Source organism: Mesorhizobium sp. WSM3224 (assembly GCF_000427725.1).
GTDB lineage: Bacteria > Pseudomonadota > Alphaproteobacteria > Rhizobiales > Rhizobiaceae > Mesorhizobium.
Map to the genome: position 1 here is coordinate 25,976 of NZ_ATYO01000007.1, position 24,911 is coordinate 50,886.

29 protein-coding genes and 1 pseudogene are annotated in these 24,911 nt (G+C 63.4%); 16 read left to right on the forward strand and 14 right to left on the reverse strand.

The features are described from left to right. The first annotated feature begins 109 nt into the window (after window positions 1-109). Window positions 110-865 carry a tRNA pseudouridine(38-40) synthase TruA gene (truA, locus tag YU3_RS0114115; RefSeq protein WP_027166867.1) on the forward strand — a complete coding sequence of 252 codons (756 nt, stop codon included), beginning with the start codon at window positions 110-112 and terminating at the stop codon, window positions 863-865. A gap of 12 nt (window positions 866-877) precedes the next feature. Here truA and YU3_RS0114120 read toward each other — a convergent pair whose 3' ends face one another. The 4 genes from YU3_RS0114120 to dapE form a co-directional block, all read right to left on the reverse strand. Then, the gene (locus YU3_RS0114120; protein ID WP_027166868.1) at window positions 878-1,195 is read right to left on the reverse strand and encodes a type II toxin-antitoxin system RelE/ParE family toxin; all 318 of its coding nucleotides are present in this window, start codon (window positions 1,193-1,195) and stop codon (window positions 878-880) included. Beyond that, window positions 1,192-1,473 (reverse strand): type II toxin-antitoxin system ParD family antitoxin, encoded by a 282-nt coding sequence (locus tag YU3_RS0114125; protein ID WP_027166869.1) that lies wholly within the window; start codon window positions 1,471-1,473, stop codon window positions 1,192-1,194. The genes YU3_RS0114120 and YU3_RS0114125 overlap by 4 nt, the downstream gene beginning before the upstream one ends. Window positions 1,474-1,556: 83 nt before the next feature. Beyond that, the gene (locus YU3_RS0114130) at window positions 1,557-2,162 is read right to left on the reverse strand and encodes a hypothetical protein (protein WP_027166870.1); all 606 of its coding nucleotides are present in this window, start codon (window positions 2,160-2,162) and stop codon (window positions 1,557-1,559) included. Between the two features lie 2 nt (window positions 2,163-2,164). Beyond that, window positions 2,165-3,364, reverse strand: a complete 1,200-nt coding sequence (gene dapE / locus YU3_RS0114135) for a succinyl-diaminopimelate desuccinylase (RefSeq protein WP_027166871.1) — start codon at window positions 3,362-3,364, stop codon at window positions 2,165-2,167. A gap of 228 nt (window positions 3,365-3,592) precedes the next feature. On the opposite strand from dapE, the gene YU3_RS0114140 reads away from it, so the two are divergent. Further along, the gene (locus YU3_RS0114140) at window positions 3,593-4,624 is read left to right on the forward strand and encodes a 2-dehydropantoate 2-reductase (RefSeq protein WP_027166872.1); all 1,032 of its coding nucleotides are present in this window, start codon (window positions 3,593-3,595) and stop codon (window positions 4,622-4,624) included. Window positions 4,625-4,708: 84 nt separating this feature from the next. Here YU3_RS0114140 and YU3_RS36520 read toward each other — a convergent pair whose 3' ends face one another. The 3 genes from YU3_RS36520 to dapD are packed head-to-tail and all read right to left on the reverse strand — an operon-like array spanning window position 4,709 to window position 6,665. Beyond that, on the reverse strand, window positions 4,709-5,410 hold the full coding sequence (locus YU3_RS36520) for a hypothetical protein (protein WP_036258480.1): 702 nt from the start codon (window positions 5,408-5,410) through the stop codon (window positions 4,709-4,711). A 4-nt stretch (window positions 5,411-5,414) separates the two neighbouring features. Further along, window positions 5,415-5,786: a DUF805 domain-containing protein gene (locus YU3_RS0114150; RefSeq protein WP_027166873.1), complete on the reverse strand. Its 372-nt coding sequence runs from the start codon at window positions 5,784-5,786 to the stop codon at window positions 5,415-5,417. 24 nt (window positions 5,787-5,810) lie between these two features. Then, window positions 5,811-6,665 (reverse strand): 2,3,4,5-tetrahydropyridine-2,6-dicarboxylate N-succinyltransferase, encoded by an 855-nt coding sequence (dapD, locus tag YU3_RS0114155; protein ID WP_027166874.1) that lies wholly within the window; start codon window positions 6,663-6,665, stop codon window positions 5,811-5,813. Window positions 6,666-6,809: 144 nt separating this feature from the next. On the opposite strand from dapD, the gene YU3_RS0114160 reads away from it, so the two are divergent. Then, the gene (locus YU3_RS0114160) at window positions 6,810-7,649 is read left to right on the forward strand and encodes an LOG family protein (protein ID WP_027166875.1); all 840 of its coding nucleotides are present in this window, start codon (window positions 6,810-6,812) and stop codon (window positions 7,647-7,649) included. Between the two features lie 33 nt (window positions 7,650-7,682). Here YU3_RS0114160 and YU3_RS0114165 read toward each other — a convergent pair whose 3' ends face one another. Further along, window positions 7,683-8,330 (reverse strand): response regulator transcription factor, encoded by a 648-nt coding sequence (locus YU3_RS0114165; RefSeq protein WP_245273503.1) that lies wholly within the window; start codon window positions 8,328-8,330, stop codon window positions 7,683-7,685. Window positions 8,331-8,773: 443 nt separating this feature from the next. Next, window positions 8,774-9,388, reverse strand: a pseudogene (locus tag YU3_RS36525) (sensor histidine kinase); the annotation flags it as partial. Window positions 9,389-9,662: 274 nt separating this feature from the next. Between YU3_RS36525 and YU3_RS40555 the strand changes: the two are divergent. From YU3_RS40555 to YU3_RS41250, 3 genes are all read left to right on the forward strand, one after another. Then, window positions 9,663-10,079: a hypothetical protein gene (locus tag YU3_RS40555; protein WP_027166877.1), complete on the forward strand. Its 417-nt coding sequence runs from the start codon at window positions 9,663-9,665 to the stop codon at window positions 10,077-10,079. A 189-nt stretch (window positions 10,080-10,268) separates the two neighbouring features. After that, window positions 10,269-10,724: a hypothetical protein gene (locus tag YU3_RS0114180; protein WP_156913463.1), complete on the forward strand. Its 456-nt coding sequence runs from the start codon at window positions 10,269-10,271 to the stop codon at window positions 10,722-10,724. Further along, on the forward strand, window positions 10,721-11,188 hold the full coding sequence (locus tag YU3_RS41250; protein ID WP_051333943.1) for a hypothetical protein: 468 nt from the start codon (window positions 10,721-10,723) through the stop codon (window positions 11,186-11,188). Before YU3_RS0114180 ends, YU3_RS41250 begins: the two co-directional genes overlap by 4 nt. A gap of 200 nt (window positions 11,189-11,388) precedes the next feature. On the opposite strand, the gene YU3_RS0114195 is transcribed toward YU3_RS41250, so the two are convergent. After that, a complete protein-coding gene (locus tag YU3_RS0114195) occupies window positions 11,389-12,096 on the reverse strand; it encodes a pyrimidine 5'-nucleotidase (protein WP_027166879.1) in 708 nt (235 codons plus the stop codon). A 150-nt stretch (window positions 12,097-12,246) separates the two neighbouring features. Here YU3_RS0114195 and YU3_RS0114200 point away from each other — a divergent pair, with 150 nt between their 5' ends. The 3 genes from YU3_RS0114200 (at window position 12,247) to YU3_RS0114210 (ending at window position 14,880) form a co-directional block, all read left to right on the forward strand. After that, the gene (locus YU3_RS0114200) at window positions 12,247-13,008 is read left to right on the forward strand and encodes a GGDEF domain-containing protein (protein ID WP_027166880.1); all 762 of its coding nucleotides are present in this window, start codon (window positions 12,247-12,249) and stop codon (window positions 13,006-13,008) included. 277 nt (window positions 13,009-13,285) lie between these two features. Further along, complete coding sequence (locus tag YU3_RS41255) at window positions 13,286-13,444, forward strand: hypothetical protein (RefSeq protein ID WP_198021665.1); 159 nt, start codon at window positions 13,286-13,288, stop codon at window positions 13,442-13,444. Then, window positions 13,441-14,880, forward strand: a complete 1,440-nt coding sequence (locus tag YU3_RS0114210; RefSeq protein ID WP_027166881.1) for a GMC family oxidoreductase — start codon at window positions 13,441-13,443, stop codon at window positions 14,878-14,880. Before YU3_RS41255 ends, YU3_RS0114210 begins: the two co-directional genes overlap by 4 nt. Window positions 14,881-14,963: 83 nt before the next feature. On the opposite strand, the gene YU3_RS41260 is transcribed toward YU3_RS0114210, so the two are convergent. Beyond that, window positions 14,964-15,131, reverse strand: a complete 168-nt coding sequence (locus YU3_RS41260; RefSeq protein WP_198021666.1) for a hypothetical protein — start codon at window positions 15,129-15,131, stop codon at window positions 14,964-14,966. 101 nt (window positions 15,132-15,232) lie between these two features. On the opposite strand from YU3_RS41260, the gene YU3_RS0114220 reads away from it, so the two are divergent. Continuing rightward, window positions 15,233-15,742, forward strand: a complete 510-nt coding sequence (locus YU3_RS0114220; RefSeq protein ID WP_027166882.1) for a MarR family transcriptional regulator — start codon at window positions 15,233-15,235, stop codon at window positions 15,740-15,742. Between the two features lie 159 nt (window positions 15,743-15,901). On the opposite strand, the gene phhA is transcribed toward YU3_RS0114220, so the two are convergent. After that, complete coding sequence (gene phhA / locus YU3_RS0114225) at window positions 15,902-16,738, reverse strand: phenylalanine 4-monooxygenase (protein ID WP_036258488.1); 837 nt, start codon at window positions 16,736-16,738, stop codon at window positions 15,902-15,904. A gap of 135 nt (window positions 16,739-16,873) precedes the next feature. Between phhA and YU3_RS0114230 the strand changes: the two genes are divergently transcribed. Together YU3_RS0114230 and bchE are read left to right on the forward strand one after the other, a co-directional pair. Continuing rightward, the gene (locus YU3_RS0114230) at window positions 16,874-17,350 is read left to right on the forward strand and encodes an Lrp/AsnC family transcriptional regulator (RefSeq protein ID WP_027166884.1); all 477 of its coding nucleotides are present in this window, start codon (window positions 16,874-16,876) and stop codon (window positions 17,348-17,350) included. 106 nt (window positions 17,351-17,456) lie between these two features. After that, window positions 17,457-19,025: a magnesium-protoporphyrin IX monomethyl ester anaerobic oxidative cyclase gene (bchE, locus tag YU3_RS0114235; protein ID WP_027166885.1), complete on the forward strand. Its 1,569-nt coding sequence runs from the start codon at window positions 17,457-17,459 to the stop codon at window positions 19,023-19,025. 36 nt (window positions 19,026-19,061) lie between these two features. Here bchE and argB read toward each other — a convergent pair whose 3' ends face one another. Further along, window positions 19,062-19,955: an acetylglutamate kinase gene (gene argB / locus YU3_RS0114240; protein WP_027166886.1), complete on the reverse strand. Its 894-nt coding sequence runs from the start codon at window positions 19,953-19,955 to the stop codon at window positions 19,062-19,064. Window positions 19,956-20,430: 475 nt separating this feature from the next. Here argB and YU3_RS0114245 point away from each other — a divergent pair, with 475 nt between their 5' ends. From YU3_RS0114245 to msrB, 4 genes are all read left to right on the forward strand, one after another. Continuing rightward, window positions 20,431-20,970, forward strand: coding sequence for a sigma-70 family RNA polymerase sigma factor (locus YU3_RS0114245; RefSeq protein ID WP_027166887.1), 540 nt, complete (start codon window positions 20,431-20,433; stop codon window positions 20,968-20,970). Then, window positions 20,967-21,689: an anti-sigma factor gene (locus YU3_RS0114250; RefSeq protein WP_027166888.1), complete on the forward strand. Its 723-nt coding sequence runs from the start codon at window positions 20,967-20,969 to the stop codon at window positions 21,687-21,689. Before YU3_RS0114245 ends, YU3_RS0114250 begins: the two co-directional genes overlap by 4 nt. A gap of 193 nt (window positions 21,690-21,882) precedes the next feature. Beyond that, entirely contained in the window at window positions 21,883-22,440 is a 558-nt protein-coding gene (locus YU3_RS0114255) for a fasciclin domain-containing protein (protein WP_027166889.1), read from the forward strand. Between the two features lie 200 nt (window positions 22,441-22,640). Continuing rightward, on the forward strand, window positions 22,641-23,144 hold the full coding sequence (gene msrB, locus YU3_RS0114260) for a peptide-methionine (R)-S-oxide reductase MsrB (protein ID WP_027166890.1): 504 nt from the start codon (window positions 22,641-22,643) through the stop codon (window positions 23,142-23,144). 106 nt (window positions 23,145-23,250) lie between these two features. On the opposite strand, the gene YU3_RS0114265 is transcribed toward msrB, so the two are convergent. Then, the gene (locus YU3_RS0114265; protein WP_036258495.1) at window positions 23,251-24,861 is read right to left on the reverse strand and encodes a DHA2 family efflux MFS transporter permease subunit; all 1,611 of its coding nucleotides are present in this window, start codon (window positions 24,859-24,861) and stop codon (window positions 23,251-23,253) included. Window positions 24,862-24,911 lie beyond the last annotated feature (50 nt).

Here is a 24,911-nt window from a genome sequence, read left to right on the forward strand (position 1 = left end):
TCCCGAACCGAAGGTCCGCGTTCGCGAAAAGTGGGAACCGGTTTTCGGGCAGGATCATGCTCAATCGAGAAAACAAGGTCTCGTCTCAGACATCGGCAGTTGTCTGAACATGCCGCGTTTTCGGCTCGATATCGAATATGACGGCAGCCAGTTCGCCGGCTGGCAGCATCAGGCCGACCAGCCCTCGGTGCAGCAGGCGATCGAGCAGGCGATCGAAAAGTTCTGCGGGGAAGAGGTAAGAATACGCGCCGCCGGCCGCACCGATGCCGGCGTGCACGCCACCGCCCAGGTGGCCCATGTCGACCTGGGCAGGGACTGGCCGGGCGACAAGGTGCGCGATGCCGTGAACGCCCATCTGCAGGCGGCTGGCGCCCGCGTCGTCCTTCTCAGCGCGCGCGTCGTCGCCGACGGCTTCGACGCGCGCTTTTCCGCCACCGGCCGCCACTATCTCTATCGCATCCTCAACCGCCGCGCCCCTTCAGCGCTTGAAAAGGGCAAGGTGTGGTGGGTGCCCAAGCGCCTCGATGCCGAGGCCATGCACGAGGCGGCCAAAGTGCTGCTCGGCCGGCATGACTTCACCACCTTCCGTTCCACCCAGTGCCAGGCCGAAAGCCCGGTCCGCACGCTTGATCGCCTCGATGTCGGCCGCGTTGGCGACCTGATAGAAGTCCGGACCTCGGCGCGCTCCTTCCTGCACAACCAGGTGCGCTCGATGGTCGGCTCCTTGCGGCGCGTCGGCGACGGCTCCTGGGGTGCAGCCGATCTCAAGGCCGCGCTCGAAGCGCGCGACCGCGCCGCCTGCGGCCAGGTTGCGCCGCCCGATGGGCTTTTTCTCGTCGGAGTGGATTACCCGGAAGGTGTCTGAAGGATGTGTCGGTCAGCCGGCGTCGTCCTCTGCGAATTGGTCCGACCAATTGGCCCCGCCGTAGAACGAGCGCAGGATCACGACCCGTTCAGGCTCCACGATGAATGCAACGGTTACCCGACGCTCAAATCCGACGACGCGAAGGTCCGTCCGCACATCGTCACGGCGTGTGCCGCGTTCAGAGCCATGTTCGAGGCGCTCGCAGAACGCCCGTATGCGGCTGTCGTAACGGTCCGCCGTGGTGGGGCTGCTGGCCTCCGCAATGATGGCATAGATGCGATCGAGATCGTCGCCGGCATCAAGCGTATAGATGACGGCCCGGCGCTTCACGGTTTCTTCTGCGAATGGGTCTCGTGGCGCTTGCGTGCCCGTTGGGCCATTTCCTCTGGCGAGATGCCTTTGCCAGGATTTGCCTTCCACGCATCATAGGTCGGGGCGACTTCCTCGCGGAGCCAGCGCTCCACCGCGGCGTCGCGCTCCTGCAGGGCGCGAAGCCCCGCGCGTATGACTTCGCTGCTGGTTGCATAGGTGCCCGAGCGGACGAGTTCATCGATGAAGGCGGCTTGCTCCGCCGGCAGGCTGAAGGTGCGTTTTTCCGTGGCGGACATGCGTTCGTACTCCGCGAGAATGGTATGAAATTATCATACTACTCTGGCAGCGAATTGAAAGATCGCCGTCAGTTTGGAGAAGATCAGCCCGTTGTGCTGTCCGGCATGTTGATGCCGAGCAGCGCCTGCAGGCCAAAAAGCACGAGCAGCGAGGCAATGAACATGCCGACGAACACGGCGGTGCCCACTGCGGCGCCCTTGCCGATCGATGCGTTGGTCATGCGCCAGGTCAGCAGCATCGACAGGGCGAACAAGAACAGCGACACCAGGCTGTTGATATCGCTGCTGGAAGGCAGGAAAAGCCGGAGCAGCGCCGAAGGCAGCATGAGCCAGGCGATGATCGCCGACGTCCAGTTGGAGGCAACGACATAATGGACGAAGCGGCCGCCGATGCCGGCGCGCGGCGCGATCAGTGCCAGCACCACCAGCGGCAGCACCCAGGAGCCGATATCGACGGTCGCCAGCCGGATCAGCACGCCGAGCCGCCCGGCGAAGGCGGTAGGATCGCCGATCTCGTTGGCGATCCCGACCCAGCCGACGATCAGCGCCGGCGCAGCCACGACGATGGCGAAGAAGGAATTCCAGAAACCGTCCGCCGAAAGGTCGAGCAGGCGCAGCCCGTCGGCCTTGCCGAACATCAGCCGCCAGGCGCCGGCCAGCGAAGCGTAGGTTTCGTCCGCCGAAAGCATGGTCACGAAAGGCCTTGTCCGAACCAGTCCTCGATGAAGCGTTCGTAGATCTGCGTCAACGTCTCGAGGTCGGCAAGCGCGACGCGTTCGTCCACCATATGCATGGTCTTGCCGACCAGTCCGAATTCGACCACCGGGCAATAATCCTTGATGAAGCGCGCGTCCGACGTGCCGCCGGAGGTGGAGAGCGCCGGCGTCTTGCCGACCACCGCCTTGACCGAGCCGCTCAACGTGTCGATCAGCTTGTCGTCGCGGGTGAGGAAGACATGGCTCGGCCGGTCGCGCCAGACAAGCTCATAGTCGACCGGCGTCTTCTTGCCCGGCCGGTACTTCTTACGCCCCGCCGCCTGGTCGAGCCTGTTGTGGATCTCGGCCTGCACCGTTTCTGCATCCCAGGTGTCGTTGAAGCGGATGTTGAAAATGGCCGTCGCCCTGGCCGGGATGACGTTGGTCGCCGGGTTGCCGACGTCGATCGACGTCACTTCGAGGTTGGTCGGCTGGAAATCCTTCGTTCCCTTGTCGAAAACCGGATGGAGCAGCGCATCGACCAGGCTCACCAGCCCGCGCACAGGATTGTCGGCAAGCTGCGGATAGGCGGCATGTCCCTGGCGTCCGTTGACGGTGACGCTGCCAGACATCGAGCCACGCCGGCCGATCTTGATCATGTCGCCGAGCGCATCGGGATTGGTCGGCTCGCCGACGATAGAGGCGTCCCACTTCTCGCCCTTGGCCGCCGCCCAGTCGAGCAGCTTGGTGGTGCCGTTGATGGCCGGCCCTTCCTCGTCGCCGGTGATGAGCAGGGAGACCGAGCCTTTCGGGCCGCCGTTTCTCTCGACATGGCGTGCTACGGCGGCGATGAAGCAGGCAATGCCGCCCTTCATGTCGACGGCGCCGCGGCCATACATCTCGCCATTGGCGATCTCCGCGGCGAAGGGCGGGTGCGTCCAGGCCGCTTCGTCGCCCACCGGCACCACATCGGTATGGCCGGCAAACATCAGATGCGGGCCATTGCCCGAGCGCCGCGCATAGAGGTTTTCGATGTCCGGCGTGCCGTCTTCCGAGAAGACCGGCCGCTCGACCGAGAAGCCGAGCGGCGCCAGCATGTCTTGCAGCGCCTCAAGCGCGCCGCCTTCGGCGGGCGTCACGGAAGGGCAGCGAATCAAGGCGGCAAGGTTCTGGGCGGGGTCGGTCGGCAATGTCATGGGCAAAGCGATAGTCGAAAGCGTTTGTCGTGTCACGGTGGCAGATGATCGCCGGCCATACCGCCGACATTATGGTTTTCATGGCGTATAAATGCATGTCGCCCAGAAGTGTGCAGCGGTTCTGGGAGAACGACATGCATCATAAATGCATGTCGCCCAGAAGTGTGCAGCGGTTCCGGCAGTACGACATGCATCATGGCAAGTTGCGGACCAGGCGAGGACTAATGCATGGCCAGCCAGGCAAGCACCATCGCGATAGCCGGCGCCGGCAGTATCGGCTGCTATGTCGGCGGTTGCCTGGCCCTTGCTGGACGCAAGGTCGTCTTCCTCGGCCGCGGCCGCTTGGTCGGAGCCATGCGCCAGGGTGGACTGCGCGTCAGCGATCTCGACGGCCGCGACCGCCGTATCGAAGCGCAAGCGATTTCGGCCACCGACGATCCGCCGACAGCGCTGTACGAGGCGGACATCATCCTGGTGACGGTCAAGAGCGGCGCAACCGGGGAGATGGCGAAGCTGATCGCCGCTCATGGGCGTCCGGATGCGGTGGTGGTCAGCCTGCAGAACGGCGTCGACAACGCGGACAGGTTGCGCGCCGGGCTCCCCGGCCGGCGGGTGCTGACCGGCATGGTGATGTTCAACGTCGTCCAGTCGCCGGACGAACTGCCATTCCGCGTCCACCGCGCCAGCCAGGGCGAGGTGATGATCGACGACGGTGTCGATGGCCTTGCCGGCCTGCTCGATGCCGACGGGCTTGCGGTCGAGGTTCGCGCCGACATGAAGGCGGTGCAGTGGAGCAAATTGCTGATGAACCTCAACAACGCGCTGGTGGCGCTTTCCGACCTGCCGCTGGCGAGACAACTCGCCGACCGACGCTGGCGCGCGATCCTCGCCGGCCAGATCGACGAGGCTCTCGCCGCGATGAGCTCGGCGGGCGTAGCGCCGGCGCGCATCACCGGCCTGCCGCCGTCGCTGCTGCCGAAAGTGCTGCGGCTTCCCGACTGGCTGTTCGGGCTTCTGGCTCGCCGCATGCTGGCGATCGACGCGGAAGCGCGCTCGTCGATGTGGGACGACCTGAAGCGCGGCCGTCCGACCGAGATCGACGAACTGCAGGGCGCCGTCATTGGCCTAGGCAAGCAAACGGGCATCCCGACGCCGATCAACGAACGCGTAACGGCGCTGGTGCGTCAGGCTGAAACGGAAAAGCGCGGTCCGCCGGGGCTGGGACCGGACGAGGTCAGCGCAATTCCAGGAAAAGTGTGAACGGTTAGGCTCGGCGACTTCGCCGGAATTGCGTCTAACAAGGAGATAGAGCGGTTCGCCGTTTGCGAGAAACGGCGAACCGCTTTAGCCGCGATCCTCGATCAGCGTGATCTTCTGCCAGATCTTGCGCGACAGGTTGGACGCCAGGTTCTCGATGTCGTTGACGGCATTGACGACGACATCGTCGTTGACCGACTGCGCGAACAGCGCCGCGATCTTGCCGGTGAGCGACAGCATTTCCGAGCAGTAGTCGAGATAGCGCGCGAGATCGGCCGCGTTGGTGATGCGGATGGGCGAATGCGAGGTCGGCTTGAAATCGGCCGACAGCGCCGCCGGGTCCTTGGTCAACTGGTGCATGTCGATGACATGGATCAGCGAGCGCAGCCCGTGCAATTGCCGGAACACTTTCTTGCGCTTGATCCGCTCCTCGGTGCGGACCAGCGCCAGCAGCCCGAGCACCGCCAGTATGACGGTGTTGATCGTCGCCTCGATGCCTTGCATCGACTGCACGGCATCGTCGGCCCCCGAAATGCGGTCGAGCGGCAGGATGGTGCCGACGAACAGGAACATCGCCACCCCGGCGATGAAAGCCGCGACGATGACGCCGCGCAGCCACCAGATCGGCGCTTCCAGTTCCCTGGCGGCCTTGGCCAGGTCGCGCGACAACGATACCAGTTCGCCGGCGACGCCGCGCAGGCCGGCTTCCGGGAAACGATCGCCGACACGCACTTCCAGCCTTTCGGCCGTCTCGATGATCAATTGCGGATCGAGCGTGCGGTAGCGCATGGTTTCAGGAATCGCCAGGCGCGTTGGTGCGCCTGCCGTAGCGGTTCGGTCCGGGATCGCTGCGGAAGCAGGCGAGGATGATGAGCAGGATGGGGCCGATGATAAGCGAGATCAGCGCAAAATAGGTCGGCTTGCCAAAATCATGGAAGCGCTTTGCCGTCACCGCGAATGTGGCCCAGGCCGAGATCAGCAGCACGCCCCAGCAGATCATGGCCCAGTTCTGGCTGGCCGCGGTGTTCAGTTCAACCCGCGCGAACTGGTAGAACGGGAAAAACTGGACAAGCACCAGCAGGATCCCGGCCAGCGCATAGGCGACCGGGCTCAGCCGCCCGGAAAGGCTGAAGAACAGCCAGAGGAATTGCGATCTTTCAGACAACCGCGTCGGCTCCGTTGTGGAGGATCAATCGCGCAGCAATTCGTTGATCGAGGTCTTCGAACGGGTCTTGGCGTCGACGCGCTTGACGATGACGGCGCAGTAGAGGCTCGGGCCCTGCTCGCCATTGGGCAGCGGCTTGCCCGGCATCGAACCGGCTACGACCACGGAATTGGGCGGCACTTCGCCATAGAAAACCTCGCCGGTGGCGCGGTCGACGATCTTGGTCGACTGGCCGATGAACACGCCCATGCCGAGGACGGAACCTTCGCGCACGATGCAGCCTTCGACCACTTCCGAGCGCGCGCCGATGAAGCAATTGTCCTCGATGATGGTTGGGCCGGCCTGCATCGGCTCCAGCACCCCGCCGATGCCGACGCCGCCGGAAAGATGCACGTTCTTGCCGATCTGCGCGCAGGAACCGACCGAGGCCCAGGTGTCGACCATGGTGCCCGAATCGACATAGGCGCCGACATTGACGAAGGACGGCATCAGCACCGCGCCCGGCGCGACATAGGCCGAGCGGCGCACGACCGACGACGGCACGGCCCGGAAGCCGGCCTTCTCGAAATCGACGGCGCTCCAGCCGTCGAACTTTGACGGCACCTTGTCCCACCACACGGCCTGCCCGGGACCGCCCTTGATGATCTCCATCGGGTTCAGCCGGAAGGAGAGCAGCACCGCCTTCTTCAGCCACTGGTTGACCTGCCACTTGCCGTCGTCCTGACGCTCGGCGACACGGGCGACACCACGATCGAGCAGATCGAGCGCGGCCTGGATGGCGTCGCGCGTCTCGCCGCGCGTCGCGGTGGAAATCGTGTCGCGCTCCTCGAAGGCCTTCTCGATGGTCTTTTCGAGACTCGCCAGATCGGGCTTCGACATGATTTCGCTCCATTACCAAGCTGTTAAGGGGCTGCGCCTTAACCTGTTTAAAAGTCGCGCGGACCCTATGTTAAGGCTTAATGGGGGTCAATCGCGCCTGCGTCACGGGACGGCGCAAGTAAGGGAATTGGACGGGTGGATTCGATGACTCCCATGGAAAAGGCAGGGTGGACGCCGCTGCCGCATTCGGATGAGGACCTGGAACGCTCGAAAAGCGTGCCGGATACCCCCCAGACACGCGCCGAAACCTACCGGCTGGCCTGGAATGATCCCGAGTTCATGACGCGGCGCGAATTGCGCGCCGTGCGGCTGCAGCTCGAACTCCTGAAGCCGGAAATGATCCTGGCCGAACGCGGCATCCGCTCGACCGTTATCCTGTTCGGCGGCGCCCGCCTGCCCGAACCCGGCGGCGAGGCCTGGGCGGCGAAGAACGAGACGCAGAAGAAGAACCTCGAGGCGAACAGCAGATATTACGAGGAAGCGCGCAAATTCGCCCGCCTGTGCTCGCAGCAGTCGGCCATCTCCTATTATCGTGAGTACGTCGTCGTCACCGGCGGCGGCCCCGGCGTCATGGAGGCGGGCAATCGCGGCGCCGACGACGTCGGCGCGCCGTCGATCGGCTTGAACATCGTGCTGCCGCACGAGCAGGCGCCCAACATCTATGTCACGCCGGAGCTTTGCTTCAACTTTCACTACTTCGCCATCCGCAAGATGCATTTCGTCATGCGCGCCAAGGCCGTCGCGGTGTTCCCGGGAGGCTTCGGCACGATGGACGAATTCTTCGAGACGCTGACGCTCATCCAGACGGGGCGCATGGAACGCGTGCCGGTGATCCTGTTCGGCAAGGCGTTCTGGCAAAGGGCGATAAATCTCGATTTCCTCGCCGAGCAGGGCACGATCTCGCCCGGCGATCAGGACATCATCGATTTCGTCGACACCGCCGAGGAAGCCTGGGACATCATCCGTCGCTTCTACAAGCTCTGAAAGCGCGACAACGGACCTGCCTGGTCTGCGTACCTACGCCGACAGCTCGACCAGCCAGCCGTTGGAGTGCGCGAAGCGAACGATGGCCGCGCGTGAGCGCAGCTCGAGCTTATCGGTCGCCCTGGTGCGATAGGTTTCGATCGTCTTAATGCTGAGGTTGAGCCGGGACGAGATTTCCTTGTTGCTGTAGCCCTGCGCCACCAGCTGGATGACCGACCGCTCCCGCTCGCTGAGATTGCCCGGATCGCATTGCGTGACGCTGCGTGGGCTCAGGATGCGCGCCGCAAGTGCGGGGTCGACATAGTTGTCGCCGGCCAACACGCATCGGATGGCCTGCAGCAGATCGGTTGCGGTCGACCGCTTGACCACGAAGCCGCGCCCGCCTGCGGCAAGCACCTGGCGCAGGCAACCGGGGTCCTCATTCGCCGTCAGCGCTATGCAGCTGACCTCGGGAAAGCGTTCGCCAAGCCGTTCGATCAGCGTGACCCCGTTGACACCCGGAAGCGATATGTCGACCACCGCGACGTCGGGCAGCGTCTTGCCGATCCCTTCAAGGGCTTCGTCGGCATTCCCGGCCAGTCCGACGACCGTCAGATCGTCCTGGCTGTTGATCATCGCGCCGACTCCCGCCAGCATGATCGGGTGGTCGTCGACCAGAAATATCCGCCTGCAGCACACCACGTTTAACCTCCATCAGCCGATGAAAGACCCCCATCACCAGGAAGAGGGCCCTTTTGTCCTTGATGGTCTAGGCAACTGCCCCGCATGGCGCGGGACGCCCGTCTGTATCGACCGCGAAGCGGCCGTAGCGGGTAAAGCTATCCCCCACCCAACCCAAGAGATGCGGACTGTAAGCCGTGGCTAATGTCCGGGATGTGCGGCGCTTCACGTAACCCCGCGTGACGCGGCAGATGCCATTTCCGACCTGGTCAAACTGTCGTCGGTACGAAACCGTCCATCGGCCAGCCAAAGCATGATGCCGAACGGTTTTCGGCATCATGCTCTATCTCTTTGATGTGGAGACGGATTCAGATTTCAGGTCGATTCGACCTGAAATCATCCGGCTCTAGCGGCACATCGGCGTAAATGGTGGTCCCCTTGCCCCGGTCTGTTTCAATCGACAGTTCGCCACCCACCAGCGCGAGGCGCTCTTTCATTCCGGCGAGTCCCAAATGGCCCGCGCCAGGTTCGGCCCGGCTGTCAAAGCCGCGGCCGTCGTCCTCGATCGTCAGGCGCAGTCGATCGTCCTGGATATGCGCCGTCAAGCTCACGCGGCTCGGCGCGGCATGCTTGCCGATGTTGGTGAGAGCCTCCTGCGCGATGCGGTAGAGCGTCAGCGCGATCTCGGCGGGCAGCGGGCTCGAAAGGGCTTCGATGTCCATCTCGCATGCAATGCCGAGCTGACTGCAAAGCACGGTGGCCAGATCCTCGACCGAAGTTCGCAGGCCAAGACGATCGAGGTCCGCGGGTCGCAGGCTCCAGGCGACGTCATGCACCTTGGCGCTCAGCTGGTCGATAAGCATCGCGGCGCGCTCGAGACGATTGTCCATCTCCCGCGAGCCGGCGCGAACGATGTGCAATTCGAGCGCGACGCTGGCGAGCATCTGGCCCAGATCGTCATGCAGCTCGCGCGACAGGCGCAGTCGCTGCTCTTCCTGCACGGCAACAAGATGCCGCGCCAGGTCCTGGCGCCGGACCATTGCCCTATTGTCTTTGCCGGTGTCGATGCCACCCTCCATCGACTTCCCCTCTCGTCAATGCCGCGAAATGCAAGCCTGCGAGAAAAGGCATGAGGTGTCGTTGCTTCGCGCAATATACACCGGCATATGCCTTTATGCCTGTCAGTTTTTTCCCGATTGCTTCAACTTTTCCTGACACGGGGCTCAGCAGAAAAACTGACGCACCTGCCGATCAGCCCGAATGTATCCTCACTGTTTCTGCGTGCATCCTTCAAGCGTCCTCCTGGTCACCTTGAACTGGCCGGGAAGCTCAACGCAAACAAAGGAGAACGTCATGAGAAAGATCATCCTGGCCGCGGCTGTCCTCTCGGCTCTGACTGGTTCCGCATCCGCATTTTCGGTCGGTAGCGGTAATGGCAACGGCAACGGCAATGTCGGCGTCGGCAACGGCAACGGCAACGGTAACGCCAACACCGGCGCCTTCAACGGCAACTTCAACGGCAACGGCAACTTCGGCTTCGGCAACGGCAATGGCAACGGCAATGCCAACATGGGCGCCTTTAACGGCAACTATAACGGCAACCTGAATGCCGGGGTCGCCAACGGCAACGGAAACGGCAACGGCAATTTCGGCCTCGCCAACGGCAACGTGAACGGCAACGGCAACTTCGGCATCAGCAACGGCAATGCCAACGGCAACGGCAACTGGGGCGCCGGCAACGGCAACGGAAACGGCAACGCCAATCACTAGCGCCGCCAACCGCAGCGTCGCCAGGCTTTAACTTGGAATGACGCTGACGTCTCTGGGATCGCCGAGCCACGCGCCCGTCCCCCGCGCAAGGCTATCGCGACATGTCGCCGGCGGTCCCAGTCCCTTTCGCAGCCCAGTCTTTTTCGAAGTCCCGATTTTCAAAGCAAAAGCCATGGAAGGAGCTCGCAGATGAAACGCTACGTCATACCGGCCCTATGCCTGGGGTTGTTGGGTGCAACCGCGGCCAAGGCTGACACCACGACGGGCAGCCAGTCCTTCGGCATGTCGGCCGTCCAGGCGGCGGTCGGCAAATACGGCCAGTCCATCGGTTCCGACGTCAGGAGTATGAACCCGCTCGGCAGCCTGGGCGGCAATGCCGGCTACAAGAACAGCGGCAGCGGCAATGTCGGTGCCTTCAACAGCGGTACCGGCAATGTCGGCGCCTTCAACGGAAACAACAACACCTCGCCGACGAGCGGCAACGGCAACATTGGTGCCTTCAACGGCAACGGCAACACCGGCCAATATAACGGCAACGGCAACATCGGCGCCGGCAACGGCAACTTCAACGGCGGGTCGTTCAACGGCAACGGCAATGTCGGCGCCTTCAACGGCAACTCCAACGGCCGGGGAAACCGCAGATGACCGGCCTGAGATCGTTCGGCTCGGCTCGACCCCGTAAGCGCCAGGTGGCGGCGCGGCTGCTTGAAGGAAACAGCCTCGCGATCGGCACCCTGCTTGCCGCGATGATCGTTGCCGACGCCTCGACCCTGGTCAGGATTGGAGACCTTCCAATTGGCGCCGGCGTCGCCAATGGCCTTGGCAACACCGGCAATTTCAACGGCAACGGCAATTCCGGCAACTTCAACGGCAATGGCAATCGCGGCAATTTCAATGGCAACGGCAATTCCGGGAGCTTCAGCGGCAACTTCAATAGCGGTAGCTTCAACGGCAACGCCAATTGCGGCGACGGCTTCGGCAACGGCTATTCGTCCGACGGCAATGGCAACGGCAAGGGAGCCGAAGGCACTCCGGCCTGGTGCCGGTTTCTGAAGGACCTGAATGGCCAGCTGGGACTGCTTCCCGGCACGATTCCGGATTTCGATTGATGCATGTCGCCCAGAAGTGCGCAGCGGTTCTGGGATAACGACATGCATCAAAACAAAGACTTAAAGCGCGTCGCCTGGAACCGTTTCAGCGCGACGCGCTTTGTTTTCACCGTTCATGTCCGTGAAATCGGCACAACGCTGGCGATAGGCGAAAATCGCTAATCTCCAAGGCAGGCACCCCGCCCCAACGCGAACGGAGTTCAGGCCGCCACGTCGACGATCGCGGTCAGGAACCCGGCAAGGTCGTCGGTGACGAAATCGACGTCGTCCTCGTTCGCCGGGTCGCGTTCCCAGATCTCCGAAAAGGTCGGTTCGAAATTGCGCGGCACCACCAGCACCGTCGTCATGCCGAGCGTCTTCGGCACGGCCAGATTGCGCGCCAGATCCTCGAACATCACCGCATTGTGTCCGGTCACCGAATGCAATTCGGCGAAGCGCTCATAGGTCTGGCGCTCCGGCTTGGGATTGAGCCCCGCCGCGACGATGTCGAAGATGTCGTCGAAATGCTCCAATATGCCAAGCTGGCGCGCGGTGCGCTCGGCATGCCTGCGGTCGCCATTGGTGAAGATGAATTTACGTCCCGGAAGCTGGCGGATCGCCGCGCCCAGCACCGGGTCGGGCACCAGCCTCGAATAATCGATGTCGTGCACCTTCTCGAGAAAATCGTCGGGATCGATGCCGTGCCGCTTCATCAGTCCGTTCAGCGTCGTGCCGTATTCCAGGTAGAGTTCCTTCTGTAGCTTGCGCGCGTCGTCGCGGGAAAGCGTCAGCAGCTCGCCGACATAGGCGGTCATCTTCACGTCGATCTGCGCGAACAGATTCGAGTGATGCGGATAGAGCGTGTTGTCGAGGTCGAACACCCAATCCGTGACATGGGCGAAGCGGGCAGGATCGGGTGTCGTTGTCATAAGTTTCTTATGGCATGCCGGCGCTGAATTTATCCACAACTTATGCGCGTCACGAAGTGTGAAAATGCGGTCTCACTTCAAATTTTAAAAGTCCTGGAAAGGTCGCCTTTAACGCTTGCTGGCACACAAGCTTTCCGTTGGGAGCAAGTGATGAGTCGCATATTTCTGAGGGCAGCTGCCGTGGCGTTCGCTTCGGTTGCCGTCTCACTGTTGTTGACGCTGATTGTGGTTCCGGCAATGGGCTTTCCGATGAGCCGCACTGTCTGGCTGGCGTCGACGGTTTGCCCGCTCGTGCTTGCCTGGGCCGCCAGCGCCAGCAGCTTCTGGCAGAGCGACCGGTTGCAGAATGCGCATCGCGAGCTTGCCCGCGCCCACGCGCAGCTCGCCGCCGCGCACCGGCGCCTCTCGGATAAGGCAAGCCGCGACGACATGACCGGCATGCTCAACCGCGAAACCTTCTTTGCCGCCCTCGACGGTTCGCGGCGCAAGAGCGATCGCGGCGCGCTGCTCATCATCGACGCCGATCACTTCAAGAGGATCAACGACAGCTATGGTCATTTGACGGGAGACGAAGCGCTGCTGCTGATCGCCGGCGCCATCGAACGAGGCATTCGCAGCGGTGACGTGCTCGGTCGCATCGGCGGCGAGGAATTCGGCGCTTTCCTGGTTGGCGCCACTGACGTTGAAGCGAAGCATGTCGCCGAACGCATCCGCCGCGAGGTCGAATTGATCCGCTTCCGCCCCGTCGATGAGCGCACCGTGCCGCTCACTGTCTCGATCGGCGGCATAACCTGCGGCGAGAGCGCAACCGTTTCCGATTTGATGCGCGCCGCCGATCGCAGGCTTTACGAGGCGAAGCACCGAGGCCGCAATCTTTCGGTCCTCGACCGCGAACTTCCGGAAGCGGCATGAAGCCTCGCCGCGCGCGTTAATGCATGTCGCCCAGAAGTGCGCAGCGGTTCTGGGACAACGACATGCATCAAAACAAAGACTTAAAGCGCGTCGTCTGAATCCGTTTCAGCGCGACGCGCGTTAGGAAAGCCCTAACCATGTCCATATTCAACCGCGCTAAACTTCCCCGTGTAACGCCGCCTTCACCTAGGTTTGGCACGGAATTGGCCTCCTCGGCGGCATGTGTGCCGTTCAGGAACGGCATACGTGGATCGAGGCCCGTGTCGAGAGGGGTGTCATGAGCGGTTACTTAAGAAAAATGTCGCGCCGCGCGATCGTGCAGGCGCTGATCGCGCTGCCCGCGCTGGTGCTGTTCCGCAACCAGCCGGCCGTGACCGAGCCCGATGAAATCGTCGAGATCAATGGCTGGATCTTGCGGCGGAGCGATCTCGCATGATCTTCGACAGCTACGAAGCCTACAAGCAGGCCGGCTTCAAGCCCAAGGCCTGCATTCTCGGTTCCGGCCCGGCAGGCACGACGATCGCCAGGAAGCTCGGCGCCGCCGGCATTCCGGTCGTCGTCCTGGAGGCGGGTTCGCGCGAATTCAGCGATGAGTCGCAGGATTTCTACCGCGGCGCCACGGTCGGCGATTACTATTTCGACCTCGACATCACCAGGCTGCGTTTCATGGGCGGCTCGTCCAACCACTGGGCCGGCTGGTGCCGCGTGCTCGACAAGCAGGACTTCGAACCCAAGGCCTGGGCGCCGGATACCGGCTGGCCGATCAGCCGTGCCGACATCGAGCCCTATCTTGGCGAGGTCCACGATATCCTTGAACTGCCCGACTTCCGCCCCGATGTGCCGGTTTCGGACGACATCCGCTGGGTGCAATTGATCAAGAGCCCCGCAGTGCGCTTCGGCGAGAAATTCGCCGACGAGCTCGACAAGAGCAAGAACATCGCCGTCGTGCTCAACACCTACGCAACCGAGCTCGCCGGTGACGGCAAGCGCGTCACCGGCGCGAAACTCTGGTCGAACGGGCAGGACGCTGGCACCTTCAGCGCGGACTATTTCGTCACCTGCACCGGCGGGCTGGAAAACTCGCGGCTGCTCTTGTGGTCGAACCAGCGTTCGAATGGCGGCGTGGTGCCGAATGCCACCGCGCTCGGCCGCTACTGGATGGAGCATCCGACTTTCGAGGGCGGCAACGCGGTCCTCGCCAATTACTCGGAGTTCGAGGTCGATGCCTCGAACGAAGCCTTCTTCTCGCCGACGCTCGCGGCCATGGAGCGGCTTAAGATCCTGAATTTCGGCATCCGCCTGATCGAGTCGCCCTATCCCAATGTCAAGAAGCTGATCGCCGACCTCGCCTGCACCGCGCCCAACATGGCCGAGTGGATGTCCTCGCAGCTCGACCAGAGGCTGCATTGCGCGGCCCAGCTTTACGTCGCCTGGGAGCAGGCGCCGCTTGCCTCCAACCAGATCGAACTGTCGAAGGCCGATGTCGACCATGCCGGCGTGCCGCGCATCGAATTGCATTGGAAGAAGTCGCCGCTCGAACGGCGCACCCTGCTCGAGGGCCTGAGGCTTTTCGGCGCAACCTTGGCGCAGAAGAATCTCGGCCGCGTCCGCATCGACGACTGGATCAGCAATGGCGGCGATTATCCGACCAATGAGGAAACGGCCGGCCACCACCATATGGGCGGCACCCGCATGGGCACCGATGTCCTGAAGAGCGTCGTCGACGCCAATTGCAAGGTGCATGGCATGGACAATCTCTATGTCGGCGGCTCCTCGGTGTTTTGCACGTCGGGCCAGTGTAACCCGACCACCACCATCACCGCGCTTGCCTGCCGGCTGGGCGAGCATCTCGGCAAGGTGATCGCCGTCTGACAACTCACGGAAGGCAGACGGCGCCGGCGCCTGGAGTGGCAACCGGCGCCGCCCTGGCGCGCCTTTTGGGCAAATTGCAGTTGCTACAGCCCGTAGACGGCGATGCGCACCAGAACGGCCGCGGCGGCCAGCGCCACTAGCAGGATGCCGAGGCCGATGGGCGAGCCCCAGCCGTACCATTCCATCGCCAGCTTGGCGTATTTGTACTCTTCGGCCGGGGTCATGGGGGCGCGGGTTGAGGTCTCGAACATCGCATTTCTCCGTTTTGGCGGGCGCATCTGGCTCTTGCCTTGTGGGAGCCGCGGCCGCATATTGCTACTATCGTCTTATTGTTAGACAGATTGATAGTTAGATGATCGAAACAAATTCGTCAAGCACGAAACGCGATGAGATGGCAAAGGCCGTCGGCCTTGCCGTCATGCGCTGGCAGGACGCCACCCAGGCCTATGACGAGGCGGTGGGCGCGCGGCTAGGGCTGATCGCCGCCGAGCGGCATTGCCTTGGCCTGCTCTACGCCGGGCCGCAATCGGCGGGCGCCGTGGCAACGGCAACGGGGCTGACGCCGGCGGCGGTGACGGCCCTGATCGATCGGCTGGAGGCGCGCGGATACGTCACCCGGACCCGCAGCCTGGAAGACAGGCGCAAGGTGGTGATCGAGGCGACCGAGCTGACCAGGGAACTGTCGGAGCGCTACTACGGCGCTATCGCGCGGGAGGGCGAGAAGGTGGTGGCGAGCTTCAGCGATGCCGAGCTGGCGACCGTGCTGCGCTTCATCAACGCCGCGCTCGACCTGCAAAGCGAGCAGCTGGACAGGATCAAGGCCGAACCCGGCAAAGCGGCCCAGCCGCCTGCCGGCAGCTGAACCGCCCTGACGTCGGTTGGGCGAAAACCGACTTCGGAGCAATTCCAGGAAAAGTGTGACACGGTTTGGGCTCGGCGACTTCGCCGTAGCCTCCGTCAGGAATTGCGTTAAAACAAGAAGATAGAGCGGTTCGCCGTTTCCGTGAAACGGTGAAACGCTCTAGACCGTCGCCGGGTCCAGTGCCGGCTGGCCCTTGAACCGCGCCACGATGCCGGCAAGGTCGCCCTTGGCGAAAGCATCGCGCAGCGCGTCGAAGGACGGCAGCACGAAATAGGCGCGCTGGAACTTGTCGATCTCATAGCCGGTGCACATAACCGTCTCGAGATTGAACGGCACGTGATGGGCGTCCTTGCTCTCGACCGCGAATTGCAGCTCGGTGAAGGACGACATCAGTCCGGCACCGAAGGCTTTCAGCGGCTGGCCGGGTTCCTGGATGAGGCCGTATTCGGCGCTGTACCAGTAAAGCCTTGTGATCATCTCGTCGCCGCCGAGCGCGATCACGTCTTCGGCCTTGTCGCCATACATCTGCATGAAGTCGGCGAACACCGGCTGGGTCAGGATCGGCACATGGCCGAAGAAGTCGTGGAACATGTCCGGCTCGACGATGTAGTCGAGCTCTTTTTTCGTCCGCAGCCAGTTGGTCACCGGGAAACGCCGGTTGGCGAGATGGTCGAAGAACGGCCCGGCCGGGATCAGGCCAGGCACGGCGACGATCTGCCAGCCGGTCAGCTTGGTGAGCTTCTCGCTCACCTCGTCGAAATCCGGAATCCGGTCGAGCAGGCCGAGCGCGGCGACGCCATCGAGATACGAGCGGTGCGCGAGCTTTCGCGTCAGCTTCGTCTGGCGGTCGCACAGCGTGCGCCACACCGCCTGTTCCTCGGCTGAATAGCCATAGCCCTGCGCCACGGTGAAATCGCTGCGGCAGACCGAATAGTCGCCGCGAAGGCCCTGCGCCGCGCATTCGGCGGCATAATCGGCAACGCTGATCGTCATCATATCCTCCTCGAGATCGTGATCGGCGGATCGTGGAAGGCAGTTTAGCGGCCTCCGATGAGGGAAATCAGCCTTGTTCATGGCTTTCTGGCTGCTTTCGAGGTAAAAGAACTCAATTCAAGGAAAGATCGGGAAGACATGCCTCAGTTCGACGATTTCGAAATAAAGATGCTCGACATCCTGCAGCGCGATGGCCGCAAGCCCGTCTCGGAGCTGGCGCAGGAGATCGGCCTGTCGACGACGCCTTGCGCGCGCCGTTTCGAGGCCTTGCAGGAAACCGGCATCATCAAGGGCTTTGCCGCCGTGCTCAGCCGCCGTGCCGTCGGCCTGACGGTCGAGGTGTTCATTCAGGTGCGGCTGGTCAGCCATAGCGACGGCTCGCCGGAAAGCTTCATTGCCGCCGTGCAGCGCATGGACGAGGTCTCGTCCTGCTGGACGATGACCGGCGACCACGATTTCCTGCTGCATGTCATGGTGCCGTCGGTCGACGACCTCAACGCCTTCGTCATGCACCGGCTGATGCGGCTGCCCGGCGTGCGCGACGTCCACACGCAGCTCGTGCTGCAGAACATCAAGGGGCCTGGCCACGTGCCGCTCGCACATCTGCGGAAGTGACCACGTCAAATCTGGCGAAAAGCTGCGTGGAAACTGCTGAACCGCGCCAAGGCGGCTTCGACATCGTCAACTAGCACGAGCGGACCAAAAGCAATGGAGGTCCGCCTTGAACATCGTGCTGATCAATCCGCCGCACACCGCCATCGGCAGCCGCGTGCCCGACGATCACCTGCCGCCGCTCGGTCTGTTGGCGATCGGCGGTCCGCTGATCGATTCCGGTCATCAGGTGCGGCTGGTCGATGCCGAGTTCGGGCCGATGCCGCTTGCGACGCTGGTCGAAGACGCTTTGAGCAACCGTCCGGACTTCGTGCTGATCGGCCATTCCGGCTCGACCTCCGCGCATCCGACGGCCTTGCGCATCGCCGAAATGGTCAAGGCGCGGGCGCCTTGTGTCCTCGTCATCTATGGCGGCGTCTTCCCGACCTATCATTGGCGCGACATTCTCACCGTGACGGACGTCTTTGACTTTGTCGTACGCGGCGAGGGCGAGGCGACGGTGACGGCGCTGGTCGAGGCGATCGAGATGCGCCAACCGGTGGCGAGCGTTGCCGGCATCGCCTATCGCGACGACCTCGGCCGTCCCGTCGCCACGCAGCCGGCCATGACCATCGCCGACCTCGACGCTTATCGCGTCGGCTGGGAGCTGATCGATCATCGCCGCTATAGCTATTGGGGCGGCAAGCGGGCGGTGGTGATGCAGTTCTCGCGCGGCTGCCCGCATCTGTGCAACTATTGTGGCCAGCGTGGCTTCTGGACCCGCTGGCGCCACCGCGACCCGGTCAAATTCGCCAAGGAAATCGCCTGGCTCTATCGCGAGCACGGCGTCCAGCTGATCAACCTTGCGGACGAGAACCCGACTTCCTCGAAGAAGGCCTGGCGCGCCTTTCTCGACGCCATGATCGCACAGAACGTGCCGGTGCTGATCGTCGGATCGACGCGCGCCGACGACATCGTGCGCGACGCCGATAGCCTGCACCTCTATCGCAAGGCCGGCGTCATCCGCTGGCTGCTCGGCATGGAGAACACCGACGAAGCAACGCTGTCGCTGATCCGCAAGGGTGGCAGCACGAAGTCCGACCGCGAGGCGATCCGGTTGCTGCGCCGGCACGGCATCCTGTCGATGGCGACCTGGGTTGCCGGCTTCGAGGATGAAGGTTTTCGCGATCTCTGGCGCGGCTTCCGCCAGCTCATCGCCTACGATCCCGACCAGATCCAGGCGCTCTATGTCACGCCGCACCGCTGGACGCCGTTCTTCCGCATCGCCGCGAAGCGCAAGGTGATCCAGAAGGACGCGCGTCTCTGGGACTACAAGCACCAGGTGCTGGCGATGACGCGGCTGAAACCCTGGATGCTGTTCTTCGCCGTCAAGCTGATCGAGCTTGCCGTGCAATCGCGCCCGAAGGCACTGGCGCGCATCCTGTTCCACCCCGACCCTGAGCAGCGCCATTCTATGCGCTGGTACACGAAGATGGGGCGCCGCGTCTGGTTCCGCGAGGTCGGGGGATTCCTGGCCCGCGACCGACGCGTGACGGACGGGCCGACGCTCGCCGAATTCTGGGGCGCGCCGCAGGACGCCGAGGAGGAATCGATGATCGTCGGGCGGCCATCCAGCAGGTCGGCTCGGCCTGCTATCGATAGTCCGGCAGCGGTGGAAGAAAAAAGATTAGCCGGCTGATTATTGCAGTTCACCGAAACGGTGAACTTGCTCTTTCTACGGAACGATCAGCGTGCCGGCGCCATGCTCGGTGAACAGCTCGAGCAGCACCGAATGCGGCGTCTTGCCGTTGAGGATGACGACGCCCTCGACGCCGCGCTCGATCGCCTCGATGCAGGTCTCGACCTTGGGTATCATGCCGCCCGACACCGTGCCGTCCTTGATCAGCGCCTTGGCTTCGGCGACCGTCAGCTCGTCGATCAGCTTCTTGTTCTTGTCGAGCACGCCGGGCACGTCGGTGAGGAAGAGCAGGCGCGTTGCGCGGCATGCGCCGGCGATGGCGCCCGCGAATGTGTCGGCATTGATGTTGTAGGTGTGGCCGTCGCGGCCGGGCGCGACAGGCGCCAGCACCGGGATCATTTCCGAGCGCGCAAGAAGGTCGAGCAGCGTGCGGTCGACCTCGACTGGCTCGCCGACGAAGCCGAGATCGAGCACGCGCTCGATATTGGAGTCCGGGTCGATCATGGTCTTGCGCGCCTTTTCGGCGAACACCATGTTGCCGTCCTTGCCGCAGAGCCCGATAGCCCATTCGCCCTCGGCGTTGATCAGCGCCACGATCTCCTTGTTGATCGAGCCGGCAAGCACCATCTCGACGATCTCGACCGTCTTCTGGTCGGTGACGCGCAAGCCGCCCTCGAACTTGGATTCGATGCCCATCTTGGTCAGCATCGCGCCGATCTGCGGCCCGCCGCCATGCACGACGATCGGGTTGACGCCGGATTGCTTCAACAGCGCGATGTCGCGGGCGAACGCCTTGCCGAGCTCATGGTCGCCCATGGCATGGCCGCCATATTTCACCACCACCGTCTTGTTCTCGTAGCGCTGCATGTAGGGCAGCGCGCGCGAGAGCAGAGCGGCCTGCATTTCGGCGGTGGCGGCGATATCCGTCATCGGTGCGTTTCCCAAACTGGCGAGGACGGCGGCGTCTTAGCGGGAATTGCCGCAGGCCGCAAACGGCTTTGCGGTCACGATTGCGAAATCTCTCCAGCACTGGGATTTTGCCGGGCGGCTATGTTTGTGTTGGCAGGTGGCATGCCTAGGAGATTGGCCGAAACGGCCCGGCCTCGTCATCCACGGGCGGAGCAAGGAGCGTAGCGACGCGCGCAGACCCGAGGATCCATTCCGTTACATACGAGCGGTACAGCCGTGCAGAATTCTGCCCCGCTGCACTCTTCGATCAGGGCCGCGGCAGGATCCTCGGGTCTCCGAGACGCCGCTTCGCGGCTGCTCCGCCCAGGGATGACGAGGTTTGGAAGGCTTCAGCCGATCCCCGGCGTTGCGCTTGCGGCGAATATGCCGGCAACCCTTGGTGGACAACGCCTTCGCGGCCCGTTGCAAATAAATCGCAATCTTCTAATTTGCCGCTATGGCGCCGCAGGACATCAGCAAGCTGATCGTCCGGACTTCGATGAAGGACCGGGCCGCGTTCGATCTGCTCTACAGGCAGACCAGCGCGAAACTTTTCGGCGTCTGCCTTCGTGTATTGAGGGACCGGGGAGATGCGGAAGAAGCGCTGCAGGAGGTCTTCGTCAAGATATGGACGAAGGCGGATCGTTTCGCGGTTTCCGATCTGAGCCCGATTTCCTGGCTGGTGGCCGTTGCCCGCAACCATGCGATCGATCGCATCAGGGCGCGGCGCGGTTCTTCCGCCGATATCGATGCAGCCCTCGACGTCGCCGACCCGACGCCTGGGCCGGAGGCCATGGCCGTGGCGGGCAGCGAAACCGAACGCATCTACCATTGCCTCGACGAATTGGAAAAAGACCGGGCGGCGGCCGTCCGGGGCGCCTATTTGAGCGGCGAGAGCTATGCCGAGCTGGCGGAGCGCTTCAAGGTTCCGCTGAACACCATGCGGACTTGGCTGCGGCGAAGCCTGCTCAAACTTAGAGAATGCCTGGAAAGATGACACTGGCGGAAGACAACGGACCGGAACGTGGAGGCGACGACCTGCTCGCCGCCGAATACGTTCTCGGCGTTCTCGCCGCCGACGAACGCCAGATCGCCTCCCGCCGCATCGACACCGAAACCGCATTCGCCCGCCTTGTCGATGCCTGGGAGGTTCATTTCGCGCCGATGGCCGCGGCCTATGCCGCGGTCGAGCCCCCCGGTTCCGTCAAGGTGGCGATCGACCGCCGCCTGTTCGCATCGTCCGCTTCCACCTCCGCGACGTCCGGCGGCGGCCTGTGGGCGAGCCTTGCCTTCTGGCGCGGCCTCGCCGCCGCGGCCGTTGCCGCCTTGGCCGTCTATGTCGCCCTGCCTTACGTCAATCCGCCGGCGTCGCAGCCCGAGACCAGGCTGGTCGCGTCTCTGGCCGCCGACAATAGCCCCGTCAAATATCTTGCCGTCTATGACGCGGCCCGCCACGAGGTCGGCCTGTCGCTGGTTTCCGGCGATCGAGGCGCCGGCAAGGACTTCGAGCTGTGGATGATCGAAGGCAAGAACGCGCCGGTCTCGATGGGGGTCATCCCCGCCGGGCAGACCGCGCGCATGGCCGTTGCGCCGGCCGTCCAGCAGAAGCTGGCGCAAGGCGCCGTGCTCGCCGTCAGCCTCGAGCCGACCGGCGGCTCGCCGACCGGCCAGCCGACCGGTCCGGTCGTCGCCGCGGGTGACCTGAAGGGTATCTGACCCTTCTGACAATCTTACAAGACTAGTAGAAGTCTATCCCTCGGTGGTTGCCGTGGATGGCACCGCCACGCGGTATATCTCGCTTCGGGGGCGGCGATAAAAAAACTTCCAGCTTCGCGAAACTAAGTCTTTTATCGCTCGTATTTCCTCACGTTCCCAAGGATGGGAAAAACAACCCGAGGAGACTGACATCATGCGTAAACTCGCCACCCTTTTGCTTGCCTCTACGCTCGGCTTTTCCACGCTCGGCGCCGTTGCCTATGCCGCCAATCCGATGGTCGGCGGCGCGCCGATGTATGCCAAGAAGAACATCATCGAGAATGCCGTCAATTCGAAGGACCACACCACGCTGGTCGCCGCCGTCAAGGCCGCCGGCCTCGTCGACACGCTGCAGACCCCCGGTCCCTTCACCGTCTTCGCGCCGACCAACGAGGCTTTCGCGGCATTGCCTGCCGGCACGGTCGAGACGCTGCTCAAGCCCGAGAACAAGGACAAGCTGACCAAGATCCTCACCTGCCACGTCGTCGCGGCCAAGGCGCTGGCCGCCGACGTCGCCAAGATGGCCAAGGCCGACGGCGGCGCGCATGAGGTCAAGACCGTCGGCGGCTGCGCGCTGACGCTCAAGTCCGCAAAGGGCAAGGTCACCGTGACCGACGAGAACGGCAACGTCGCCCATGTCACCATCGCCGATGTCCGCCAGTCGAACGGCGTCATCCACGTCATCGACAAGGTTCTCTTGCCGAAGATGTAACAAAGCCCAAGCGGCCGGCGAAGATATGACTGTCCCCGCCGGCCGCAGGGTCTTTCTCCCATGATCAGCGCTGCCGGCAAGCGCGCTCCGCATCGCCAAGGCTTGGGTCGATGCGGAGCAGCGCTAAACAGCGAGCGTCACCGGCTTTTGATTTCCGGATGGCGCTGTAATTTGGCAGAAGACCCTAGGAGGAACGGCCAATGAACCGTCGCGATTTTCTCTGGAGCGGCGCCGCCGCCACCGCCCTCGTCGTTGGAACCGGAGCGATGCTGCGTGCTGGCGCGCCAAAACCCGCTCTCGCGGCCGAGACCTTCGAGGTCACCAAGACCGACGCCGAATGGCATGCCATCCTTTCCGACGCCGCCTTCGACGTGCTGCGCAAGCAGGGCACCGAATATCCCGGCACCAGCCCGCTGCTCAACGAGCATCGCAAAGGCATCTTCGCTTGCGCCGGCTGCGACCTGCCGGTCTATTCGTCGGAGACCAAATTCGATTCCGGCACCGGCTGGCCGAGTTTCTATCAGGAGATCGCCAACGCCATCGGCAAGACCGAGGACAGCTCGCTCGGCATGACCCGCACCGAGGTTCATTGCCGGCGCTGCGGCGGTCATCTCGGCCATGTCTTCGACGACGGCCCGCCGCCCACCGGCTTGCGCCACTGCATCAACGGCGTGGCGTTGAGCTTCAAGCCGGCCGCCGCCTGAGGCGCTTCGGACAGCAGATCTTTTTCGATCCTTAAAAGAATGACCCCGGAAATCGTCGCCGATTTCCGGGGTCACGTCGAGGAAGCCAGGCGGGGGTTCCGGCTCCTCAATGGCCTCCGCCGCCGCCCTGCTGGGCCGGCTTGTTGATGAACAGCACGAAGAATCCGAGCGAGGCGAACAGCACCGTCAGCATCATGAACACGTCCATGAAGGACAGCAGCGCCGCCTGCTGATGCACCATGCCGGACAGTTTCGAGATCGCGGCGCTTGCGGCGTCGAGCCCTGCGGTCTGCTCGAAATTCTGCGTCATGTTCTGCAGCTTGCCCTGCGCCGCCTGGCTGCCCCACTGCACATGCTCGGAGAGCCGCGCATAGTGGAAGGCGTTGCGGTCGATCAGCACCGTGTTGATGAGCGCGAGGCCGACGGCGCCGCCGAGGTTGCGGGTCAGGTTGAACAGGCCCGACGCATTCTTCAGCCGTTCCGGCGGCAGCGTGCCGAGCGCGATGTTGTTGATCGGCACCATGCACAGCATCATCGAGCAGCCGCGCAGGATCTGCGGGATCAAGAGCTCATAGAAATCCCAGTCGGCGGTGAGATGCGTCATCCACCAGGTGCCGGTGGCGAAGCCGAGGAAGCCGATCATCATCATCAGCCTGAGATCGATCTTGTTCGACAGGATGCCGGCAATGGGCGCCGTGAAGAACATCGCCAGGCCGCTGACGAACAGCGCCTCGCCGATCATCATCGAATCGTAACCGCGGATACGGCCGAGGAACACCGGATAGAGATAGGTCAGCCCGTAAAGGCCGATGCCGACGACGAAGGAGAACAGCGAGCCGAAGGCGAAGTTGACGTTGCTGAAGGCCCTGAGGTCGACAATCGGCTCCTCGGCGGTGAAGACGCGCCAGAAGAAGATGACGCCGCCGATGGTCATGATCACGGCGCAGGCGAAGACCGCCGGCTCCTGCAGCCAGTCATGGTTCGGACCTTCCTCCAGCACATATTCCATGCAGCCGAGGAAGGCGGCCATGCCGACCAGGCCCCACCAGTCGAACTTCGAGAACAGTTTCAGGTTCGGCTTGTCGAAATCGATCAGCGACCAGGCGGCCGTCGCCACCAGTATGCCGGGCACGACATTGATCAGGAACAGCCAGTGCCAGGACATGGCGTGGCTGATATAGCCACCCACCGTCGGGCCGATCGTCGGCGCCAGCGTCGCCACCAGGCCGATCATCGGCGAGACGACGGCGCGTCGCGACGGCGGGAAGATGGTGAACGCGGCCGCGAAGACGCTGGGGATCATGCCGCCGCCGATAAAACCCTGGATGGCGCGGTAGACGATCATCTGGTCGATGTTGGTGGCGGTGGCGGCAAGCGCGCTGGCCGCGGTGAAGCCGGCCGCTGAGATGGTGAACAGCACGCGCGTCGACAGCATGCGGCTCAGGAAGCCGGACAGCGGGATCATCACCACCTCGGCGATCAGATAGGCGGTCTGCACCCACGGGATCTCGTCGGAGCTAGCGCTCAGGCCCGCCTGGATTTCCGAGAGCGAGGCCGAGACGATCTGGATGTCGAGGATCGCCATGAACATGCCGAACACCATCGCCAGGAAGGCGACGACGCGGCGTACAGGCATATGGTCCGCCGGCAGGGCTGGCACGGCAGCGGCCACCGGGCGTCCCGGCGCTGATCCTGCGGTGATGGTTGCGGTTGCCATGTCATGGCCTCCCTAGGCAATTCTCGAGGACAAGCGCGTGGCGGTCCCGA

What these genes read in the sequence shown, in the direction of transcription:
- truA (WP_027166867.1), top strand. Translation starts at nt 110, where the DNA reads ATGCCGCGTTTTCGGCTCGATATCGAATATGACGGCAGCCAGTTCGCC.
- YU3_RS0114125 (WP_027166869.1), bottom strand. Translation starts at nt 1,473, where the DNA reads ATGTCCGCCACGGAAAAACGCACCTTCAGCCTGCCGGCGGAGCAAGCC.
- YU3_RS0114130 (WP_027166870.1), bottom strand. Translation starts at nt 2,162, where the DNA reads ATGCTTTCGGCGGACGAAACCTACGCTTCGCTGGCCGGCGCCTGGCGG.
- dapE (WP_027166871.1), bottom strand. Translation starts at nt 3,364, where the DNA reads ATGACATTGCCGACCGACCCCGCCCAGAACCTTGCCGCCTTGATTCGC.
- YU3_RS0114140 (WP_027166872.1), top strand. Translation starts at nt 3,593, where the DNA reads ATGGCCAGCCAGGCAAGCACCATCGCGATAGCCGGCGCCGGCAGTATC.
- YU3_RS36520 (WP_036258480.1), bottom strand. Translation starts at nt 5,410, where the DNA reads ATGCGCTACCGCACGCTCGATCCGCAATTGATCATCGAGACGGCCGAA.
- dapD (WP_027166874.1), bottom strand. Translation starts at nt 6,665, where the DNA reads ATGTCGAAGCCCGATCTGGCGAGTCTCGAAAAGACCATCGAGAAGGCC.
- YU3_RS0114160 (WP_027166875.1), top strand. Translation starts at nt 6,810, where the DNA reads ATGACTCCCATGGAAAAGGCAGGGTGGACGCCGCTGCCGCATTCGGAT.
- YU3_RS40555 (WP_027166877.1), top strand. Translation starts at nt 9,663, where the DNA reads ATGAGAAAGATCATCCTGGCCGCGGCTGTCCTCTCGGCTCTGACTGGT.
- YU3_RS0114180 (WP_156913463.1), top strand. Translation starts at nt 10,269, where the DNA reads ATGAAACGCTACGTCATACCGGCCCTATGCCTGGGGTTGTTGGGTGCA.
- YU3_RS41250 (WP_051333943.1), top strand. Translation starts at nt 10,721, where the DNA reads ATGACCGGCCTGAGATCGTTCGGCTCGGCTCGACCCCGTAAGCGCCAG.
- YU3_RS0114195 (WP_027166879.1), bottom strand. Translation starts at nt 12,096, where the DNA reads ATGACAACGACACCCGATCCTGCCCGCTTCGCCCATGTCACGGATTGG.
- YU3_RS0114200 (WP_027166880.1), top strand. Translation starts at nt 12,247, where the DNA reads ATGAGTCGCATATTTCTGAGGGCAGCTGCCGTGGCGTTCGCTTCGGTT.
- YU3_RS41255 (WP_198021665.1), top strand. Translation starts at nt 13,286, where the DNA reads ATGAGCGGTTACTTAAGAAAAATGTCGCGCCGCGCGATCGTGCAGGCG.
- YU3_RS0114210 (WP_027166881.1), top strand. Translation starts at nt 13,441, where the DNA reads ATGATCTTCGACAGCTACGAAGCCTACAAGCAGGCCGGCTTCAAGCCC.
- YU3_RS41260 (WP_198021666.1), bottom strand. Translation starts at nt 15,131, where the DNA reads ATGTTCGAGACCTCAACCCGCGCCCCCATGACCCCGGCCGAAGAGTAC.
- YU3_RS0114220 (WP_027166882.1), top strand. Translation starts at nt 15,233, where the DNA reads ATGATCGAAACAAATTCGTCAAGCACGAAACGCGATGAGATGGCAAAG.
- phhA (WP_036258488.1), bottom strand. Translation starts at nt 16,738, where the DNA reads ATGATGACGATCAGCGTTGCCGATTATGCCGCCGAATGCGCGGCGCAG.
- YU3_RS0114230 (WP_027166884.1), top strand. Translation starts at nt 16,874, where the DNA reads ATGCCTCAGTTCGACGATTTCGAAATAAAGATGCTCGACATCCTGCAG.
- argB (WP_027166886.1), bottom strand. Translation starts at nt 19,955, where the DNA reads ATGACGGATATCGCCGCCACCGCCGAAATGCAGGCCGCTCTGCTCTCG.
- YU3_RS0114245 (WP_027166887.1), top strand. Translation starts at nt 20,431, where the DNA reads ATGGCGCCGCAGGACATCAGCAAGCTGATCGTCCGGACTTCGATGAAG.
- YU3_RS0114250 (WP_027166888.1), top strand. Translation starts at nt 20,967, where the DNA reads ATGACACTGGCGGAAGACAACGGACCGGAACGTGGAGGCGACGACCTG.
- YU3_RS0114255 (WP_027166889.1), top strand. Translation starts at nt 21,883, where the DNA reads ATGCGTAAACTCGCCACCCTTTTGCTTGCCTCTACGCTCGGCTTTTCC.
- msrB (WP_027166890.1), top strand. Translation starts at nt 22,641, where the DNA reads ATGAACCGTCGCGATTTTCTCTGGAGCGGCGCCGCCGCCACCGCCCTC.
- YU3_RS0114265 (WP_036258495.1), bottom strand. Translation starts at nt 24,861, where the DNA reads ATGGCAACCGCAACCATCACCGCAGGATCAGCGCCGGGACGCCCGGTG.